This is a genomic window from Bradyrhizobium sp. JR4.1 (assembly GCF_040548605.1).
In the GTDB taxonomy this organism is placed as follows: domain Bacteria; phylum Pseudomonadota; class Alphaproteobacteria; order Rhizobiales; family Xanthobacteraceae; genus Bradyrhizobium; species Bradyrhizobium canariense.
This window is the reverse complement of the sequence record NZ_JBEPRY010000006.1, coordinates 169,354-187,152: the sequence shown is the minus strand read 5'-3', so window position 1 is coordinate 187,152 and position 17,799 is coordinate 169,354. Positions and strand designations below refer to the sequence as shown.

Annotated in this window: 19 protein-coding genes; 10 read left to right on the top strand and 9 right to left on the bottom strand. The window is 65.5% G+C overall.

Annotated features, from left to right (window positions below; all coding sequences use genetic code 11):
• Positions 1-29: 29 nt before the first annotated feature.
• Positions 30-878, bottom strand: coding sequence for a DUF2147 domain-containing protein (locus ABIB90_RS16055; protein ID WP_354201108.1), 849 nt, complete (start codon positions 876-878; stop codon positions 30-32).
• Positions 879-1,073: 195 nt separating this feature from the next.
• Here ABIB90_RS16055 and ABIB90_RS16050 point away from each other — a divergent pair, with 195 nt between their 5' ends.
• Positions 1,074-1,847: a DUF2147 domain-containing protein gene (locus ABIB90_RS16050; protein WP_354128962.1), complete on the top strand. Its 774-nt coding sequence runs from the start codon at positions 1,074-1,076 to the stop codon at positions 1,845-1,847.
• 320 nt (positions 1,848-2,167) lie between these two features.
• Entirely contained in the window at positions 2,168-3,640 is a 1,473-nt protein-coding gene (locus ABIB90_RS16045; RefSeq protein ID WP_354201163.1) for a FecR domain-containing protein, read from the top strand.
• A 181-nt stretch (positions 3,641-3,821) separates the two neighbouring features.
• On the opposite strand, the gene ABIB90_RS16040 is transcribed toward ABIB90_RS16045, so the two are convergent.
• Together ABIB90_RS16040 and asd are read right to left on the bottom strand one after the other, a co-directional pair.
• The gene (locus ABIB90_RS16040) at positions 3,822-4,385 is read right to left on the bottom strand and encodes an NUDIX hydrolase (RefSeq protein WP_219683407.1); all 564 of its coding nucleotides are present in this window, start codon (positions 4,383-4,385) and stop codon (positions 3,822-3,824) included.
• 66 nt (positions 4,386-4,451) lie between these two features.
• Positions 4,452-5,315, bottom strand: a complete 864-nt coding sequence (gene asd, locus ABIB90_RS16035; protein WP_007600814.1) for an archaetidylserine decarboxylase — start codon at positions 5,313-5,315, stop codon at positions 4,452-4,454.
• Positions 5,316-5,350: 35 nt separating this feature from the next.
• On the opposite strand from asd, the gene ABIB90_RS16030 reads away from it, so the two are divergent.
• Positions 5,351-7,015, top strand: coding sequence for an aminotransferase class III-fold pyridoxal phosphate-dependent enzyme (locus ABIB90_RS16030; protein WP_219683406.1), 1,665 nt, complete (start codon positions 5,351-5,353; stop codon positions 7,013-7,015).
• Positions 7,016-7,269: 254 nt separating this feature from the next.
• On the opposite strand, the gene ABIB90_RS16025 is transcribed toward ABIB90_RS16030, so the two are convergent.
• From ABIB90_RS16025 to ABIB90_RS16015, 3 genes are all read right to left on the bottom strand, one after another.
• Positions 7,270-7,929 carry a hypothetical protein gene (locus tag ABIB90_RS16025; protein ID WP_354170853.1) on the bottom strand — a complete coding sequence of 220 codons (660 nt, stop codon included), beginning with the start codon at positions 7,927-7,929 and terminating at the stop codon, positions 7,270-7,272.
• A 124-nt stretch (positions 7,930-8,053) separates the two neighbouring features.
• On the bottom strand, positions 8,054-8,743 hold the full coding sequence (locus tag ABIB90_RS16020; RefSeq protein ID WP_007600811.1) for a class I SAM-dependent methyltransferase: 690 nt from the start codon (positions 8,741-8,743) through the stop codon (positions 8,054-8,056).
• Positions 8,744-8,779: 36 nt separating this feature from the next.
• Positions 8,780-9,832 carry a glycosyltransferase family 4 protein gene (locus ABIB90_RS16015; RefSeq protein ID WP_354201107.1) on the bottom strand — a complete coding sequence of 351 codons (1,053 nt, stop codon included), beginning with the start codon at positions 9,830-9,832 and terminating at the stop codon, positions 8,780-8,782.
• A gap of 273 nt (positions 9,833-10,105) precedes the next feature.
• On the opposite strand from ABIB90_RS16015, the gene ABIB90_RS16010 reads away from it, so the two are divergent.
• The gene (locus ABIB90_RS16010; RefSeq protein WP_354201106.1) at positions 10,106-10,807 is read left to right on the top strand and encodes a L,D-transpeptidase; all 702 of its coding nucleotides are present in this window, start codon (positions 10,106-10,108) and stop codon (positions 10,805-10,807) included.
• Between the two features lie 101 nt (positions 10,808-10,908).
• Positions 10,909-11,340 carry a c-type cytochrome gene (locus ABIB90_RS16005; protein ID WP_354201105.1) on the top strand — a complete coding sequence of 144 codons (432 nt, stop codon included), beginning with the start codon at positions 10,909-10,911 and terminating at the stop codon, positions 11,338-11,340.
• A 13-nt stretch (positions 11,341-11,353) separates the two neighbouring features.
• Here ABIB90_RS16005 and ABIB90_RS16000 read toward each other — a convergent pair whose 3' ends face one another.
• Positions 11,354-11,749 carry a nuclear transport factor 2 family protein gene (locus tag ABIB90_RS16000; protein ID WP_354201104.1) on the bottom strand — a complete coding sequence of 132 codons (396 nt, stop codon included), beginning with the start codon at positions 11,747-11,749 and terminating at the stop codon, positions 11,354-11,356.
• A gap of 132 nt (positions 11,750-11,881) precedes the next feature.
• Here ABIB90_RS16000 and ABIB90_RS15995 point away from each other — a divergent pair, with 132 nt between their 5' ends.
• Entirely contained in the window at positions 11,882-12,361 is a 480-nt protein-coding gene (locus ABIB90_RS15995; protein WP_354170863.1) for an Lrp/AsnC family transcriptional regulator, read from the top strand.
• A gap of 2 nt (positions 12,362-12,363) precedes the next feature.
• A complete protein-coding gene (locus ABIB90_RS15990) occupies positions 12,364-12,885 on the top strand; it encodes a GNAT family N-acetyltransferase (RefSeq protein WP_007600799.1) in 522 nt (173 codons plus the stop codon).
• Here the strand turns inward: ABIB90_RS15990 and ABIB90_RS15985 are convergent.
• Positions 12,882-13,157 carry a hypothetical protein gene (locus tag ABIB90_RS15985; protein WP_007600798.1) on the bottom strand — a complete coding sequence of 92 codons (276 nt, stop codon included), beginning with the start codon at positions 13,155-13,157 and terminating at the stop codon, positions 12,882-12,884. The two genes, ABIB90_RS15990 and ABIB90_RS15985, sit on opposite strands and share 4 nt — an antisense overlap.
• Positions 13,150-13,944, bottom strand: coding sequence for a DUF899 domain-containing protein (locus ABIB90_RS15980; RefSeq protein WP_354201103.1), 795 nt, complete (start codon positions 13,942-13,944; stop codon positions 13,150-13,152). The genes ABIB90_RS15985 and ABIB90_RS15980 overlap by 8 nt, the downstream gene beginning before the upstream one ends.
• 147 nt (positions 13,945-14,091) lie before the next feature.
• Between ABIB90_RS15980 and ABIB90_RS15975 the strand changes: the two genes are divergently transcribed.
• The 3 genes from ABIB90_RS15975 to ABIB90_RS15965 all read left to right on the top strand — a co-directional run bounded on the left by ABIB90_RS15975 (position 14,092) and on the right by ABIB90_RS15965 (position 17,687).
• Entirely contained in the window at positions 14,092-15,312 is a 1,221-nt protein-coding gene (locus ABIB90_RS15975; RefSeq protein WP_354201102.1) for a winged helix-turn-helix domain-containing protein, read from the top strand.
• A gap of 30 nt (positions 15,313-15,342) precedes the next feature.
• On the top strand, positions 15,343-15,981 hold the full coding sequence (locus ABIB90_RS15970; RefSeq protein ID WP_354201101.1) for a Vgb family protein: 639 nt from the start codon (positions 15,343-15,345) through the stop codon (positions 15,979-15,981).
• 137 nt (positions 15,982-16,118) lie between these two features.
• On the top strand, positions 16,119-17,687 hold the full coding sequence (locus tag ABIB90_RS15965) for a DUF4403 family protein (RefSeq protein WP_354201100.1): 1,569 nt from the start codon (positions 16,119-16,121) through the stop codon (positions 17,685-17,687).
• The last annotated feature ends 112 nt before the right edge of the window (positions 17,688-17,799 follow it).

The window sequence follows — 17,799 nt, the reverse complement described above, 5'->3', positions numbered from 1 at the left end:
GCTTCAGCCGGAGGTATCGAACGCTTCCCTTACGACCGCGCGCTCCACTGCCGCGACGTCGTGATCAGTTTCTCCGGCCGCTCTTCGGCTCCCGTCCAGTCGTTTCCGGAACACCAGAAGTGGCCCAGTGCGCAGGCTTCGACGTGAAGCTTGCCGGAGCTCTTCAGCGTCATCCTCGCGTAATAGGTACTGCCGCTGGAGCGGCTGTAGATGTTGCCGGTCCAGACGTCGTGCGTTTTCGGCTTCATGTTGACGAGCACGCTCTCGCCCCTGGCCGACGCTTCAGTCAGCGCGAAGCCACACAGTGCCGGTCCACAGCGTTCGATGCGGACCGTGCCCTTGGCGCCTGCGCTCTCCCATTCGCCCAGCGGCAAATAGGCGGGCTCGTCGTCGCCACGCTCAGGGCTCGTCACGGGTTGCTCGAGCTCCGGCCTTGGCGCGACGACAGGTGCCTCCATGCGCGGCGGATCGAGCGCGACGGTCTTCGGCGGATCCATCCGCGGTAGCTCGACCCGCGGCGGATTGGAGCTTGGCGCCTGCGGCAGGACAATTGGCTGCGACGTCGTTGAGGCAAGGACAGGAGCCGTCTGCGCCGCCGCAGGCGCTACCGCAATCGCTTGCGCTGGCCTGACCGGAGCCGCGGGATAGAGCGGCTGCGGCGGCGGAAGCACCGGCGCAGGGGCCGGCGTCGTGTCATCGTCCGGCCGAAAGCTGCGATGGGAGGAAACCGAAACACAGGAAGCCGATCGGCAATGGCTGGGCGAGTCGACCTGGAATCGATGACCGCCGATCGAGAACGCGAAGGACCCGGCCTCGGCTGCGGGCGCAATCGCCATCAGCGCGATCAATGTGCCAAGCGAAGTCACAAGCCGCATCATCGGCGCCTCCCTCTCTGTGGCGACGACATTACACAGATGCAATCGCGGCTGAATGTGCGCGGCGTCACCCAGCACCGGGGAGCCGTTGTGACGCCCATCACAGAAGGTCCGACCGGCCCGGCGTAGGGTCGAACCACGCTTCATCCACCCGCGACTTCAGTCCCATCGGGACCCACACATTCTTCGGAGGTTGTCATGAACAAGCTCACCATCGCCGCCACCGCTCTCTTCCTCGCGTCCACCGCCGCCGCGCATGCCGGCAATGCGATCTCGTTCCAGATCGAAGGCCAGAACATCCGCATCGAGACGCCGCGCAACTGCGCCTCGCTCAATTGCGTGACCATCGTCGCGCCGGGCTTGTCCGACAAGCCGATCAAGCTGAACAACATCAACCTCAAGGGCCTTGGCTCGAAGGATGATGACGTCGACACCACGCCGGCTCCGGCCACGACCGCGCAGCCGGCGCCGGCTCCGGTGCAGCAGCAGCAGCCCGTGCAGCAGGCCCCCGTGCAGGCGACCGCGCCGGCAGCGCCCGCTATCGCGGTACCGAGCACGACGGTTGCCGCTGCTCCGTCCGCTGGCTACGACGCCACGACGCAGACCGCGCCCGCTGCGGCTCCCGCGCCCGTCGCGGTTGCTCCGGCCCCCGCTCCGGCGCCGGTGCCCGCCGCGCCTGTCGCGGTTGCCAACACGCCGATCGGCGTCTGGGCGACCGAAGAGAACAAGGGCAATGTCCGCGTCGAACAGTGTGGCGTCAATCTCTGCGGCTACGCCGCGAAGACCAACGAGCGTATCCTGATCAACATGAAGCCCGACGGCGCGAAGTGGAGCGGCCGCATCCACGATCCCGACTCCGGCCGCAACTACGACTCGACGATCGCGATGAAGGGCCCGAATGCAATGCGCGTGCAGGGCTGCGCCTTCGGCGGCATGTTCTGCGGCGGCCAGACCTGGAAGCGCGTGAGCTGACGCACCACCATCGTCCCATTCTATAGTCATCCCGGGCGATGCGAAGCATCGACCCGGGATCATGCGCGACAGTCTCAGTTTATCCCCTCACCCTGAGGAGCCTGCGAAGCAGGCGTCTCGAAGGGCAAAGGCCCGGATCGCGAGCGGGCCTGCATGGTTCGAGACGCGCGCAAGGGCGCGCTCCTCACCATGAGGGGAAAGAGTTGGATTTGAACGTTCACCGCCGCCGTGCGATAGACATTCATCCGCCGTTCAGCTGTACCCGGCTGATATCGGTCGATCTCGCCTCGCGTTTCTCACCGGGACTCTTCGTGACATTTATCGTGGCCTGGCGCCGCTTCATGTTCGCGCTTGTGCTGCTGGCGTTGCCGCCGGCCGGCGCGAGCGTTGCGTTCGCATCCGATGCGATCGAGCTTGCGCAGGCGCAGCCACAAGCGCAGCCGTCGCCCGCCCCCTCGCCGACGCCATCGGCTTCACCCGTTCCCGCGACCGAGGCGCAGCCCGCCGCCATCGAGCCGATCGGCAACGTCGCGACGGTGACGGGCATCGCGACCGTGATCCGCGACAAAAATTCCTATCCGCTGCGGGTACGCGACGACATCTATCTCAACGACGTCGTGCAGACTTCGTCGAACTCCTCGCTCGGCATCACCTTCAACGACGCGACCACGTTCAACCTCTCGGCCAGCGCCAAGATCACCATCGACACTTACGTCTATGAGGACGGCGGCAAACAGAACGCAGGAATCTTCGACATCGGCAAGGGCACGGTCGCCTTCGTCGCGGCGGCGGTGGCAAAGACCGGCGACATGAAGATCACGACGCCGACGGCGACGCTCGGCATCCGCGGCACCACCGGCGTCGTCGAGGTGCCGGAAGGCCCGGCCGCGAACAACGCCAACAACGTCAACATCAAGCTCTATCCCGACGCCGACGGCCGGGTCGGACACATCGACGTCGACGACCGCACGAGCGGGACGCGGCTCGGCGCGCTGACGCAAGGCGCGAGCGGTTTTGCGATCCGGCCGGGCGCGGCCGCGGCAGGCGTCATGCGCTTTGCCGCGGTGCCGATCACGATCGCACCACAGCAGATCGCACGCGACCGCGGCTTCGTCAGCCAGGTGCATCTGGCGCAGACCACGGGCCGGCAGATCGTCACCGAGCAGCGCGACTTCCGCCGTGCCAATCCGACCGCGAGCCCGCGCATTCCGCGGCCGTTCCAGCCGCCGCAACAGCAACAATTGCGGCCGAATACGGCGCCAGGACAACAGCCGCAACAGCCGCAGCGGCCGAACGGTCAGCCCGGTCAGAACAACCGTCCAGGCCAGCAGCAGCCCGGCACGCCAGGCCGCCAAGGCGCCCAGCCCCAGCGGCAGGGCCAAGGACAGGGTCAAGCGCCGGGCCAAGGCGGCGCCGTCCAGCCCGGTACGCCGAGCGCGGGTCAGGGTCAGCAACAGCAAGGCCAGAAGCAAGGCGCGGGACGTCCGGCAGGCCCACCGCGCACCGGTCAAGGCACGCAGCCTGACGGCACGCCGCAAACCCGGCCGCAACGCGGTGGGCAGATTCCGACGCAGCCCGGCGGAGTCGCGCCGCCGCAGCCGGGCGGAACGCACCAGCAGCCGGGCCTGCAGCCGCAGCTTCCGCGCACCGGCATGCAGCCCGGCCAGCCGCCCGCTGCTCGACAGCCGGGCATGCAACGCCCGGGCGGATTCCAGCAGCGCCTCCCCGCCGCGCAACGCCCCGCAGCGCCGCGAAGGCCAGCACCAGTTCCGAAGGAGAAGGAGCGGCGGTGACTTTCTTCCTTCTCGCCTTGCGGGAGAAGGCGGCGCGAAGCGCCGGATGAGGGGTTCTATCGGCGAAAACTCATCGACAGCTTGACGCGTGGAGAGAGACCCCTCACCCGGCTTTGTTTCGCAAAGCCACCCTCTCCCGCAAGGGGCGAGGGTGCACCGTCACGCTGCGCGCGAGGAGAACTCACGCCTCGCCGCGCAGCCAAGCCTTCACCTTCTGCAACAGACCATGCCGCAACTCGTCCGAAGCCGCTTCGGCTGGCGTCAGCGTCTGCAAGGCCGCATCGACATCCTCGGTCGCGAGCGGCGGTGTGACGTCGGTATCCACCGGCGCAAGCCCTGCCGCCGCGAGCGCGATCGGGCCGACCTGGGTCAGAAACACGCGCTCGTACTCGCGCGACAGGCGCGCGAGCGCGTCTTCCAGCGTCAACCAGTCGACCGCCTTGATGTCGTTCATCAGCTTGCGGACGGGACCGTCCCCGGCCTCCATGCGCCAGAAATGCACGACCTTGGAGCGCCCGCCGGACTGATAGACGAGCGTGCCCAGAAATTCGTGGATGGCGACCTCGTGACCGGTCTCTTCCAGCACTTCGCGATGCGCGGCTTGCTTCGGCGTCTCGCCGTCGTCGAGCTTGCCCTTGGGCAAAACCCATTCGTTGCGCTTGCGCTGGCGCACGACGGCGATCAGCGGCGGCGCACCTCGCCGCAGCACAATACCACCCGCCGCCATCACCGGCGCCCGTGCCATCACCAAATCCGTCGTCGCAGAAACGTCCCAGGGACGATATAGGCGGCCGACGCGGCTGATTGAAGGCTAGTTTTTTCTCAGCAGCGCTTGACCTGCGCGAATGCGCGTGCCCTCGGCGATGTCGTCGCAGAAGGTGAAATCGCCGGGCGCGAGGATGATGATGGTCGAGCCATGCTCGAACCAGCCGAGCTCCTCGCCCTTGCTCACGTTGACGTCGCAGGGAAAATTGACCGGCCCTCTCGTCTGGGCATTCAGCACCATGTCGAGGAAATGCAGACGGATGCTCGCGACCAGGATCGCGGCGACCGGTACCAGCGTCACGGCTTCGCCCGTCGGCAAATGCGTGCGGATCACTGCGCGCTCGTTCTTGCAAAACAGACGCTCGACCCGTTTCAGCGCGATCGGGTTGACGTTCCAGACGTCGCCATGGATCAACGTGACACGCTCGATATGCGCGTCAAAGGGCGCGTGGAAGCGGTGATACATGCTCGAGGTCAGCCGCAGGGTGACGAAGGAGCCGTTGCGGTGCTGATCGACAAGGGCGGAATCGCCGAGCAGATCGAGCAGCGAGTACGGCGCGCCTTTGACCTGGAACAGCTCGGTGTCCGCGATCCGGCCATGGGCGCCGACGATGCCGTCGGACGGGCTGGCGACAATGGAGGGGTCCGGATCAAAGGGGCGCAAGCCGGGCTTGAGCTCCCGGGTGAAGCAGTCGTGCAGGCTCTTGAAATGCGTTTTCCGCGCCTCCGACAGATCGAGGTCGGAGAACAGCTTCCACAGCGCGATGGAGCCGTCCCGCACCAGCGGATTCTCGATCTTCGAGAACCAGCCCATGAAGCGGGTTAGCGCCGCGCGAGGGATGCGGTTGGTCAGCAGGAAGTTGAGGTCTTCCTGCTGGGTGAAAGAGGCGATCAGGGCTTTGACTGTCATGAATCTGTCAGCTCGCAGTATTAGCGCTTGTTGTCATGGAAACGACACTCCCGATTCTTTCTTTGTCCGTGGCCGCCGCAGCGTCCGCTGCCGCCGCCTTCCCGAAAATCAAGGCACGGATCGAATTGTCCCGCGCCAAGCACCGCTCGCTCGCCGGGCACTCCAAGATGTCCCGGCGGGTGGCAAAGCTGCTCCCGTTCTACGAATTCGAAGGCGATGCGTACTTCGCTTGCGACGGCGCGCCGGCGAACGTCGCAGCCCAGCGCAAGGACGGCTTCTTCCGTCTCGCGCGTCTCTACGCCGAGCGCTACCCCAAGGGCCGCGCGATGACGAAGGACGCGGCGGAAAAGATCTCCGACCTGCACTTCACCGAAACCTACCGCGTGCCGTTCCAGTTCTCGCGCCTCGTCCGCGAGCATTTGGGCACCTCGACCTTCTTGGAGTCGTCGCGCGGCGTCACCGTCACGGATGTCGACGGCAACACCTCCTACGACCTCACGGGGTCCTACGGCGTCAACATCTTCGGCAACGACTTCTACAAGGAATGCATCGAGGGCTCCGAGAAGCGCGCGCACGCGCTCGGACCGGTGCTCGGCCCCTACCATCCCGTCATCCTCGAGAACGTGGCGCGGCTGTGCCAGATCTCGGGCCTCGACGAAGTCTCCTTCCACATGTCCGGCACCGAGGCCGTGATGCAGGCGGTGCGGCTCGCGCGCTATCACACCAGGCGCACCCATCTCGTTCGTTTCGCCGGCGCCTATCATGGCTGGTGGGGCGACGTGCAGCCTGGAGTCGGCAATCCGATTCCCGCGCACGAGACCTACACCCTCGCCGAGATGTCGGAGAAGACGCTGCACGTGCTGCGGACGCGCAAGGACATCGCCTGCGTGCTGGTCAACCCGCTGCAGGGGCTGCATCCGAATGGCAACGCGCCCGGCGACTCCTCGCTGGTTGATTCCTCTCGCGGCGGCAATTTTGACCGCACCGCCTACACCGAGTGGCTCAAGACGCTGCGCGAGGTCTGCGACCAGCGCGGCATCGTGCTGATCTTCGACGAGGTCTTCGTCGGCTTCCGTCTCGCGGCAGGCGGCGCCCAGGAGTATTTCGGCGTCAAGGCCGACATGGTGACCTACGGCAAGAGCCTCGCCGGTGGCCTGCCGGTCGGCGTGGTCTGCGGCAAGAAGGAGTTGATGCGCCGCTTCCGCGACGACCGCCCCGCCGACGTCTGCTTCGCCCGCGGCACCTTCAACTCGCACCCCTACGTCATGACGGCGATGGACGAGTTCCTGAGCCGGCTCGCCAGCCCGAACTTCCGCGCCATCTATGACGGATTGGACGAGACCTGGAACGGCCGCGCGCAGAAGCTCAACCAAATGATGGGCGATGCCGACCTGCCGGTGCGGTTTGCCAACTTCTCGTCGATCTGGACGGTAAAATACACCACCCCGTCCCGCTACAACTGGATGCTGCAATATTATCTGCGCGCCGAAGGCCTGTCCTTGAGCTGGGTCGGCACCGGCCGGCTGATCTTCAGCCTGAACTACACCGATGCCGATTTCACCGAGGTCGCCGAACGTTTCGTTCGCGCCGCCGAGAAGATGAAGGCCGACGGCTTCTGGTGGCACGATGGCGTCCTCACCAACAAGACCATCAAGCGGCAGATCCTGAAAGAGATGCTGGCCAAGCGCTTCGGACGCTAAGGTCGATTCTCCGCTCCAACACACAGTCGTTCCGGGGCGGCTCGAAGAGCCGAACCCGGAACCTCGAGATTCCGGGTCTGGTCCTTCGGACCATCCCGGAATGACGGCGTCTGTGGCGGCGCTCAATTCCACTTCCCCGCACGCTGGGCGAGGCGAAGAAAACGCAGCGGCCGGGCCCAACACGTGGATGCCCGGGACGAGCCCGGGCATGACGCAACCATCAGACATCGGAGGCCTTGGTGAGAACGGCGCGCTCAGGCGTGCTGCTCTTCGAGCGTGGGCTCGCCGATCAGGCCCAGCGTGTGCTCGGGCTTGAGGTGCAAGCCGGGGTCCATCAGCTCGCCGCGCATCAGCGCCAGCGGCGCGTTGCGGTAGAGCATCAGATCGTGGAAGGGATCGGTCAGGATCTTCGTCATCCAGACGAGGCCGGTCTCGACGTCGCGGATGAAGAACAGGTGCACCGTGCGGAACATGAGACCGCCGCCGCCGACCACGAGCCAGATCTTGGCGACCTGCCGCATGAAGTCGGTCGCGCCCACCCAGGGCGTGAACAGTCCGAACAGCGTGGGATCGACCAACAGCACCAGTGGCGACAGCGCCCAGATCGACATCAGCACCACCTTGCGCTGAAGATTGTAGCCGACCTTGATCTCTTCCTTGTGCTCGTGCGTCGCCTGGTTGATCTGGTCGTAGCCGTGCGGCTCGAAGAAGAAGTGACCCGCCTGGCGCGAGGTCATCGAGACCAGCCAGCCGACCAGCGCCGAGATCATGGGGTCGACGAACAGCCAGACATAGGCGAACAGGAAGCTCAGCGCGCTGACGAAGTGCAGGCTCTGATTGATGCGGCTGTGGTGATAGTAGCGATGGTCGTCCCAGCGCTGGATCCGCAGCTGCTCGAGATAATTCTTGATCATGCTCTCCCCCAAATGCTTTCGGGTTCAGGATTTACAGAGATTCGATGTAGGCCGTGTGACATCATCATTTTGTCATGTGGCGATGTGCAGCGGCGCGGTGACGCATGCGACGCGTGAGCTTGGGTTACGCCGCCTTGGCGACGTCGACCTTGCGGAAGCGCACCAGCGAGAAATGACCGAGCGGCGGGATCAGGCGGCGCTCGGCAAGCTCGATGCCGTTGGCGCCGGCGAGCCATTTGGCGTAACGCGACCAGGCGAACTCGGCGGTGCGGAAGCCGAGCGGACGCACCACCGGCTGCAGCTTCTGCTCGATGAAGCGGCGCATGCCGGTATCGGCGCTGACGCGGGTGAGGATGATCAGCTCGCCGCCGGGGCGCAGCACGCGGGCGAATTCGTCCAGCGCGACTTCCGGATTCGGCACGGCCGTGACGACGTATTGCGCCATCACGACGTCGAAGGAATTATCGGGGAATTCGAGCTTCTCGGCATCCATCACCGCGAGGCCTTCGACGTTGTTCAGCTTGCCCTCGGCGACGCGCTGGCGCGCCTTGTCGAGCATCGCCTCCGAGATGTCGGTGCCGAAGATGCGCAGATGCGGCGCGTAGAGCGGCAACGAGATGCCGGTGCCGACGCCGACTTCGAGCACCCGGCCGCCGATCTTGTTGGTGGCCGCGATCGCAGCCTGCCGGCCCTTGGCGAACACGCCTCCGAACACCAGGTCGTAGACCGGCGCCCAGCGGTCATAGGCCTGCTCAACCGTGCCGCGGGTGAGGTCGAGCTGCTGGGTGCCGTCAAGGTTCATGATCTTAGCCATCGATGAGGTTCTCGCTGTGGTTCGAAACGTTTTGGGTCAACCGCGCACCGGCCGACGCGCCATGATCGGCGAGGCGCGCAAGGCACGGCTGGGCTGAAGTGAAGTGAGGTTGCCGACGAACTGGCGCGCGCTGTTTTCCCAGGAGCGCTCCAGCGCGAAATTGCGGCAGGTCTCGCGCGACATGGTGAGCGCGCGCAGGCACGCGGCGCGCAAATCGTGGTCGATCGCGCCGATCGGGTGATCCGCGATGACGTCCTTCGGACCCGTCACCGGAAACGCCGCAACCGGCGTGCCGCAGGCGAGCGCTTCGAGCTGCACCACGCCGAACGTGTCGGTCAGGCTCGGAAACACGAACACGTCGGCGGCGGCGAGATGCGCGGTAAGGTCAGCACCCTTCTTCTCGCCGAGAAACACAACGTCCGGATATTTCTTTTCGAGCGCAACCTTCTGCGGGCCGTCGCCGACGACGACCTTGGTCCCGGGCAGGTCGAGCGAGAGGAACGCTTCCAGGTTCTTCTCCACCGCCACGCGGCCCATCGTCATGAAGATCGGCTCGGGCAGATCGAGCTTCGCCGGAGAGTCGGGATGAAACAGCTCGGTGTTGACGCCGCGGGTCCAGAAGCCGAGCCGCTTGAAGCCGCGCTCGGAGAGCTCCTGCCGCAACGAGGGCGTCGCCACCATGGTCATGGCGGCGGCATCGTGGAAGTGGCGCAGCACGGCGTAGCCGACGCTCGCGGGGATGCCGGTCCGCACCGAGACGTACTCGGGAAAGCGCGTGGTGTAGGAGGTGGTGAAGGCGAGCCGGTTGCGACGGCAATAAGCCCGCGCCGCCCAGCCGATCGGCCCTTCGGTCGCGATGTGCAGCGCCTCCGGCGCCGCCCTCTCGATCCGCCGCGCAATCTCCTTGCCGCTCGGCAGCGCAATGCGCAGCCCCGGATATGTCGGTAGCGGCCACGACCGAAAACCGTCCGGGGTGAGGAAGTCGATCTCGACATCCAATGCCTTGGCCGCGCCAGCCAGCGAGGTCAGCGTCCGGACCACACCGTTGACCTGCGGATGCCAGGCGTCAGTCGCGATTAATACCCGCATGGGGAAATCCCGAGATTTTTATGATTCTCGGCTTTGGACCATCAACCACGGATATTTCAGGCGTGTGACGTCATGGAAGTGTCGGCCCGCTGTTTTGTTCGTTAACGGGTCCGCGCAGCCACGAAACCGTCATGAAACAATCCTTGCCGCCATGAAGCCGTTTTCGGTTTTCCGCGCAAACGTCCCGAAACTTCTTTCCGTTAGTGATTTCCGCAACAGAGCACCGAAACGGTGCCGGGTGACCAAAAAACACCGCGCAAACAGGGGCGACCAATGATCAATCCGGAGACGTTGAAGACTTATTCGCGCGCCGTTGCGTTTGGCGCAGTGGCTGTCACCGCGATCGCGTTCGCCGGCCCGGCCAAGGCCGCGCCTGTGCAGCTCTTCCCCTTCTTCCAGCCGCTGCCGCCGATCGCGGCGCCATACCAGCCTTATCAAGCCACACCCTATCAGGCCGCGCCGTCCGAAGATCAGGACGCCGTCGAAACGCCGGCCCGCTTCCGTCGCCAGACCGTCTCCTACGCAACGCGTGAGGCGCCCGGCACCATCATCATCGATACACCCAACACCTACCTCTATCTGGTGCTCGGCAACGGCCAGGCGATACGCTACGGCATCGGCGTCGGCCGCGACCGCTTCACCTGGTCCGGCACCCAGTCGGTGACCAAGAAGGCCGAGTGGCCGGATTGGACCCCGCCGCCGGAGATGATCGCCCGCCAGCCTTATCTGCCGCGCCACATGGCCGGCGGCCCCGGCAATCCGCTCGGCGCCCGCGCCATGTATCTTGGCGGCACCATCTACCGCATCCACGGCACCAACGCGCCCGACACCATCGGCAAGCACGTCTCCTCCGGCTGCATTCGCCTGACCAATGACGATGTCGCGGACCTCTACTCCCGCGTCAACGTCGGCACCAAGGTGATCGTGCTGCCGATGACGGAACGCCGCGCGGATCTCGGCGCCGCGACGCGGTAAGCGACAGGACATTGTGACGCAAACGGCCCCGGAACCCACCGGGGCCGTTTTCGTTTGCCCTCGGCATCCCCAAGCGCGCGCGTGCTGCGACGCGATCCCCGATGGAGGCGCGAGTGCAATCAAATCCGCAAACGCCGCAAGGCACTTGGCTGCGCGCGATCGTCGGAGCTGGCGCAGTGGCACTGCTGCTGACCGCGCCCGCTTCGCTCGCACAACAGCCGGCGAGCGACGACGCAGCCCAGCAGGCCTTCAACAATTCCTGCCGAACCTGCCACTCGGTGAAAGAGGGCGACAATCGTCTAGGCCCCAACCTCAATAAAATCGTCGGACGCAAGGCCGGCTCGCTGCCGAACTACAACTATTCCGCGTCGATGAAAGAAGCCGGCTTCGTCTGGGACAAGGACAAACTCATCCGCTTCATGGTCAAGCCGGACGAAGTCGTATCCGGCAACAAGATGCAGCCCTATGGCGGCGTCTCGGCGGAGGAAGCGGCGAAGGTGATTGCCTATCTGGAGGCGATGGGCAGCCAATAGGATCGCGGTGGCGCTACGTATCCGCCGGCTCATACCGTCGCTCCACGTGGAACGATTTCGCGGTAATCAGCCAGGTCCCATTGATGCAGTGGTACGCCAGATAGTCAACGTATTGGAGCACATCGATCCGAATGCTAACTTTCACCATGGCTTGCGCTGACGACGCCAGATCGACCAGCAATATCTCCTGAAGGCGCGGGGCATTCTTCGATTCGGGCGACGCAGTCGACGCCAGCATCGTCCTGTAGTCGCGAACGGGCAGGATCCGCAATTCGGCGTCGCGAAATCCATGGAGTTGCGCAGTCGGTGCAAAGACGCGGTCGAATTGCGAAACGTCATTGTCGTACATCAGCACAAAGTAGCGTTCGACGGCCTCCAGCAGAGGCGCAAGGTTCGGGCTCTCGGTCATGGCTCGCTCCATCAGCAGCAAAGTCGGAGCAATCCATCCCACGGAAAGCCGAGGCGTGTCCTTGCGAACTAGGCTAATCTCGAAGCCTCCGGCGCAACATTGCGCCCTTCTTGATCAAACGGGATGCGGTTCATGCCAAAATGCGAGCTGGATGCGATCGACCGGCGCATCGTCACCGAACTCCAGACCAACGCGCGACTGAGCAACATCGAACTGGCAGACAAGGTCGGATTGTCCCCGTCACCCTGCCTGCGACGGGTGCGACGGCTGGAGCGCGACGGCTATATCGACGGTTACCGCGCCTCCCTCCGGCGCGGCCGCCTCGGGCTCGGCTTCTCGGCCTTTCTGGGCGTCAAGATCAACGGCCATGCCAACGACCAGGCGCTGAGCTTCGAAAGGACAGTCGTTGCCATGCCCGAGGTCGTTGCCTGTCACCTCGTCTCCGGTGAAGCTGACTACCTCCTCGAAATTGTCGTGCCCGAGCTCGAGGACTACCAGCGCTTTCTCGTCGACAAGCTGCTCAACCTGTCGATCGTGCGAGAGGTTCGCAGCAGCATCGCACTCCAGACGCTCAAGGCCGGCGCACCCCTGCCGCTGGCACATCTCGCATAACCATGATCAGACTGCTGACACCAGCCGACGCCGCGCTCTACCGCCCCGTCCGGCTGGAGGCGCTCGCGAGCAATCCCGAGGCTTTCACCAGCACGCTTGAACGCGAACAAGACAAGCCACTCGCATGGTTCGAGGAGCGCCTCGCGATATCGGACGTGTTCGGCGCGTTCATCGCGGGCGAGCTCGTGGGGACCGCCGGCTTCCGCCGGGAGGACGGCGCGAAGACCGCACACAAGGGGGTGCTCTGGGGCATGTATGTGCGGTCGCGGGCACGGAAGTCCGGCACAGGGAGGCTCCTCGTCAACGCGGTCGCGGCGCATGCCGCAAAGCGCGTCGAGCAGCTTCATCTCGTCGTCGTCAGCGACAACGAGGCCGCGTTGCGGCTCTACGTGGCCGCAGGATTTGTCGAATACGGCCGCGGGATGAAAGCGCTGAAATACAATGGCCGATATTACGACGAGACCCTGATGGCCATGTTCTTCGACGGAAGCGACGCGGCCGCGGTGACGCGGCGGCCGTCTTAACGACCAACCGCCCTCCACCGCTCCGCAATCAGCCTCAGCCACGCCGCCGAATGAAACGCGCTCATCAGCAGATACATCGGCACCATCCCGCCGAGCATCGCCCCATGTCCGGAGCCGCACAGCATGTCCGCCGGGCCATCGACCATGGCCGTCAGCACGGCCATGATCGCGAAGGTCGGCGTCGCCGCCAGCGCCAGCCATCTGGCGAGGTGACGCGCGGCCACCACACCATTGCGGCTCGCGCCGGCCGTTGCGCTGACGGGGCTAGTCACGTCCTTCAGCCGCCTCCTCGCGAAACGCCTTCTCGCCGGCGGTCGAGATCTCGACCCATTTCTTGTCGGGCGCCGCGCCTTCGGTGTAGCTGTCGTGCCAGTTCCACCATTTGTAGGTCGGCGTTTGCGGATAGCCTTTCGGCGAATCCTCCCAGACCTCCTGCCGTCCCAGCGGCGTGATGTCGAGGTAATTCCAGGTGCCGCCCATCTGCTCGTCGCCCCGGCTCTTGACGAAATAGGTGCGGAAGATGCGCGTCCCGTCGCGGAAGAACACGTTGGTCCCGTGCCATTCGTCGACGCCGAAATCCGCATCGAAACTGTCGGTGACGGTGACCCATGGCATGGTCCAGCCCATCCGCTGCTTCAGCCTGATGATATCGCCCTGCGGCGCGCGCGAGGCGAACACCAGCGTGGTGTCGCGGGCATTGAGATGCGCGACATGGGCGACCTGGTCGGCGACCATGGAGCAACCCCGGCAGGCATGATCGGGCCAGCCGAACACGCCCGGCTCGAAGAAGGCGCGGTAGACGATCAGCTGCCGCCGGCCCTGGAACAGGTCGTGCAGACTGACCTTGCCGCCGGGCCCCTCGAACGCATAGGTTTTGGTGACTTCCATCCACGGCATGCGCCGGCGCTCGGCGGCCAGGGCGTCGCGGGCACGGGTATGCGCCTTTTCCTTCACGAGCAGTTGCTGACGGGCAGCCTCCCAGTCCTGCGGCGACACCACCGGCGGTGTTTGCATGGCGGCCTGTCCGTTATTTCCTGCGTTGTCAGCTGATGTCATCATGGCTCTCCAACTTTTCCCGGGCGGCCGTTCCGTATCTCGCTGTGCAAGATGCGGAACCGCTCGCCCCTCGCCGCACATTGTCGGCCGTCAACGATCTCTCGCACCGGACGGTTGCGTGGTGGGAGTAACAAGTGTGGCGGGATTTGAATGGAGTCGCTGATCACCGCCGCGGCGCGCGCGCTCGAAGCCGGCGATCCGCTCGGCGCGTTGAACCGCGTTGCGCTGCGCAACGACGCACCGTCGCTGGCGCTGCGCGGCATCGCGATGGCGCAGCTCGGCGATCTCGCCAAGGCAAAGACATTGCTGCGCGGCGCCGCGCGCGCATTCGGCCCGAGAGAGGCGGTCGCGCGCGCCAGGTGCGTGGTCGCGGAAGCCGAGATCGCACTCGTCTCGCGCGACCTGAATTGGCCGGCCAACACGCTCGCGGCGGCGCGAGCGACGCTCGCAAGCCACGGTGACCTCGCCAACGCCGCCCATGCGGGTCACATCGAGGCGCGCCGACTTCTCCTTCTCGGGCGCCTCGAAGAGGCCGAGCGCACGCTGGCCGAGATCAACACCACGCCGCTGCCCCCGGCCGCGCAGGTCGCCCGCGAACTCGTGATCGCCGGCATCGCCATCCGGCGGCTCCGAACGAAGGACGCGCGCGCGGCGCTCGGCCGCGCGGCGAGCGCAGCACGGCAGGCCGGCATTGCAGCGCTTGCAGCCGAGGTCGAAAGCACGAGCCGCGTGCTCGACACGCCCGCAGCGCGCCTGATCACGCGCGGGCACGAACGGCCGTTACTGCTCGAGGAGGTCGAGGACCTCGCGACATCGGAGGCGCTCGTGGTGGACACGTTCCATCACGCGGTTCGCAGGCAGGGCATCCTCGTGCCGCTCGGAACGCGGCCGGTGCTGTTCGCGCTGGCCCGCATCCTGGCGCAGGCCTGGCCCGCGGACGTCTCGCGGGAAACGTTGATCACGGGCGCGTTTCAGGCAAGGCACGTCGACGAATCGCATCGCGCCCGGCTGCGCGTCGAAATCGGACGGCTCCGCGCAAAACTCAAGCCTCTCGCCGATGTCAGCGCGACCAGGCAAGGTTTTGCGCTGACGCCGCGCAACACGCGCGACGTCCTCGTGCTGGCACGGCCCGTCGAGGAAAAGCACGCCGCCGTGCTCGCCTTCCTCTCCGACGGCGAGCCCTGGTCGAGCTCGGCGCTCGCGCTGGCGCTGGGAACGAGCGCGCGCACCGTGCAGCGGGCCCTCGAAGAACTGGCGCGATCGAACAAGGTACAGTCCTTCGGACACGGACGGGCGCGGCGCTGGATGACGCCGCCCGTGCCGGGTTTCCCGACAGGCTTGTTACTCCCCGGACCGCTCCTGAAGACGTAAAGTGGGATTCACACTACAGGGACCGAGCAGATGAAACGTTCAGCCGCCGAGATCGTCAGGGAATACGGGCCCTATGCTGGCGTCGAAGCCGTGCACGGCGTCACCTATGACGGCAGCCATATGTGGTTCGCATCCGGCGACAAATTGAACGCAGTCGACCCGGCCGATGGCAAGATCACCCGCTCCATCGATGTCGCTGCGCATGCGGGAACGGCGTTCGACGGCCGCCACCTGTTCCAGATCGCCGAGGACCGCATCCAGAAGATTGACGCTGCGACCGGCAAGGTGCTCGCCACCATCCCTGCACCTGGCGGCGGCGGCGATTCCGGACTGGCCTGGGCCGAGGGCTCGCTCTGGGTCGGGCAGTATCGGGAACGCAAGATCCATCAGGTCGATCCCCAGACGGGAAAAATTCTCCGCACCATCGAAAGCAAGCGCTTCGTCACCGGCGTGACCTGGGTCGAGGGCGAGCTCTGGCACGGCACTTGGGAAGGCGAGGACAGCGACATCAGGCGGATCGACCCTGATACGGGCAAGGTGCTGGAGCAGCTCGACCTGCCCGCCGGGACGATGGTGTCAGGATTGGAGTCCGATGGCGGCGACCGTTTCTTCTGCGGTGGCGGAGATCGCGGCAATGTGAGAGCGGTGCGCCGTCCGAAGCGCGGCTAGATGCGCCATGACGATTGCGCGGCAATTGCGCGTTCGCAGCCGTTAATATGTTTGCCCCAATTCCACCCCATCGGTGGGCTCTAGCGCCCTCCTCGCCTGCCCTGTAGACTTCTGCCCTGGGGCGGCCTGGGGGATTGATGCGACTGACGCTGAACTTGAAAACTGTCCTGATCGCCGTCGCGGTGCTCGCGGCGTCGTTTTTCATCAGCCTCAAGGCGATGGACTGGCTGTCGCCGCGGGCGACGAATTCCGCGCCGCCGGTTGCGCAATTGCCGCCGCTGCCGCCGGTCTCGAAGAGCTCGATCGTGGTGGCGCCGGTCGCCATCGCGCTGTCGGCGATCCGCGAGCAGGCCGAGAAGGCCGCTCCGCGCAATTTCGCCGGCAAGGCCGAGAACCCGATCTCGCAAATCCTGGAGAACGGCGACATCGGCTGGTCCGCCGTGCGCGGGCCGATGTCGGCTGTCGGCGACAAGGACGTGCTGACGATCTCGACGCCGCTCACGGGCAAGCTGAATGTGACGGGCTCGCTGTCGTCGAAAGCCACCGGCGCGCTCGGCGAGGCGCTCGGCAGCGTGCTCGGCGGCAATGCCGCGAAACAGATCGGCGCGGTCAACATCAAGAATCTGAACGCCAGCGCCGAGATCAAGGGCAACGTCGTCGTCACCTCGCGACCGAAGCTCGCGGCCAACTGGCATCTCGAGCCCAATCTCGGCGCCCAGGTCAACCTTGGCGACACCAACCTCAACATCTCCGGTGCCAAGGTCAACGTGCCGGCGCAGGTAAAGCCGCTGATCGACAAGACCGTCGGCGAACAAATCAACGCCGTCTCCGAACGGATGCGCAACGATCCGACCTTGCGGGAGAACGCGAAGCTGCAATGGGCCAAGGCCTGCCGCTCGATCCCGCTGCAAGGCTCGGACTCCTCGGCCGCACTGCCGCCGCTCTGGTTGGAGATGAAGCCGATCCGCGCCATCGCCGCGCAGCCGCGCGTCGACGCGCAGGCCGTGACGCTGCTGATGGGCCTGGAAGCGGAGACGCGCGTCACCTCCACGCCGACCAAGCCCGACTGCCCGTTCCCCGACAAGATCTCGATCGTGCCGCCGACCGGCACCGGCGTGAACATCGGCGTACCCATCGACGTGCCCTTCACCGAGATCAACAAGCTGATCGCGGCGCAGATGGTCGGCCATACCTATCCCGAGGATGGCTCCGGTCCCGTGGACGTCACTGTGAAAAGCGTCAACGTGATCCCGTCGGGCGAGCGCCTCCTGATCTCGCTGCTGGTGCGCGCCAAGGAGAAGAAGAGCTGGCTTGGTCTCGGCGCCGAAGCGACCGTGCACATCTGGGGCCGGCCGATGCTCGACCAGGCGCAGCAGACGCTGCGGCTCGCCGACATCCAGCTCGCGGTGGAGTCCGAGGCGGCCTTCGGCCTGCTGGGTGCCGCGGCGCGCGCGGTGGTGCCGCAGATGCAGCAGGCGCTGGTGCAGAAAGCAACGATCGATCTGAAGCCGATTGCCGCCAATGCACGCGAGAAGATCGCAGCCGCGATCGCCGATTTCCAGAAGAGCGAGGACGGCGTCAAGGTCGAGGCGAAGATCGACAGCCTGACGCTGGCCGACATCGCCTTTGACTCCAAGACGCTGCGCGTGATCGCGGAAGCTGGCGGATCGCTGAATGTGTCTGTGACGAAACTGTCGGGAATGTAGCGCGCGCCTTTCCTCGACGGGTCCGTGCGCGTCGTTACTTGCGCCGCTGGCATTCTGGTCGGAGGATGCTAAGCTGTTCCTCGCACACTCGGACGAGGTGCCGACAGCACTG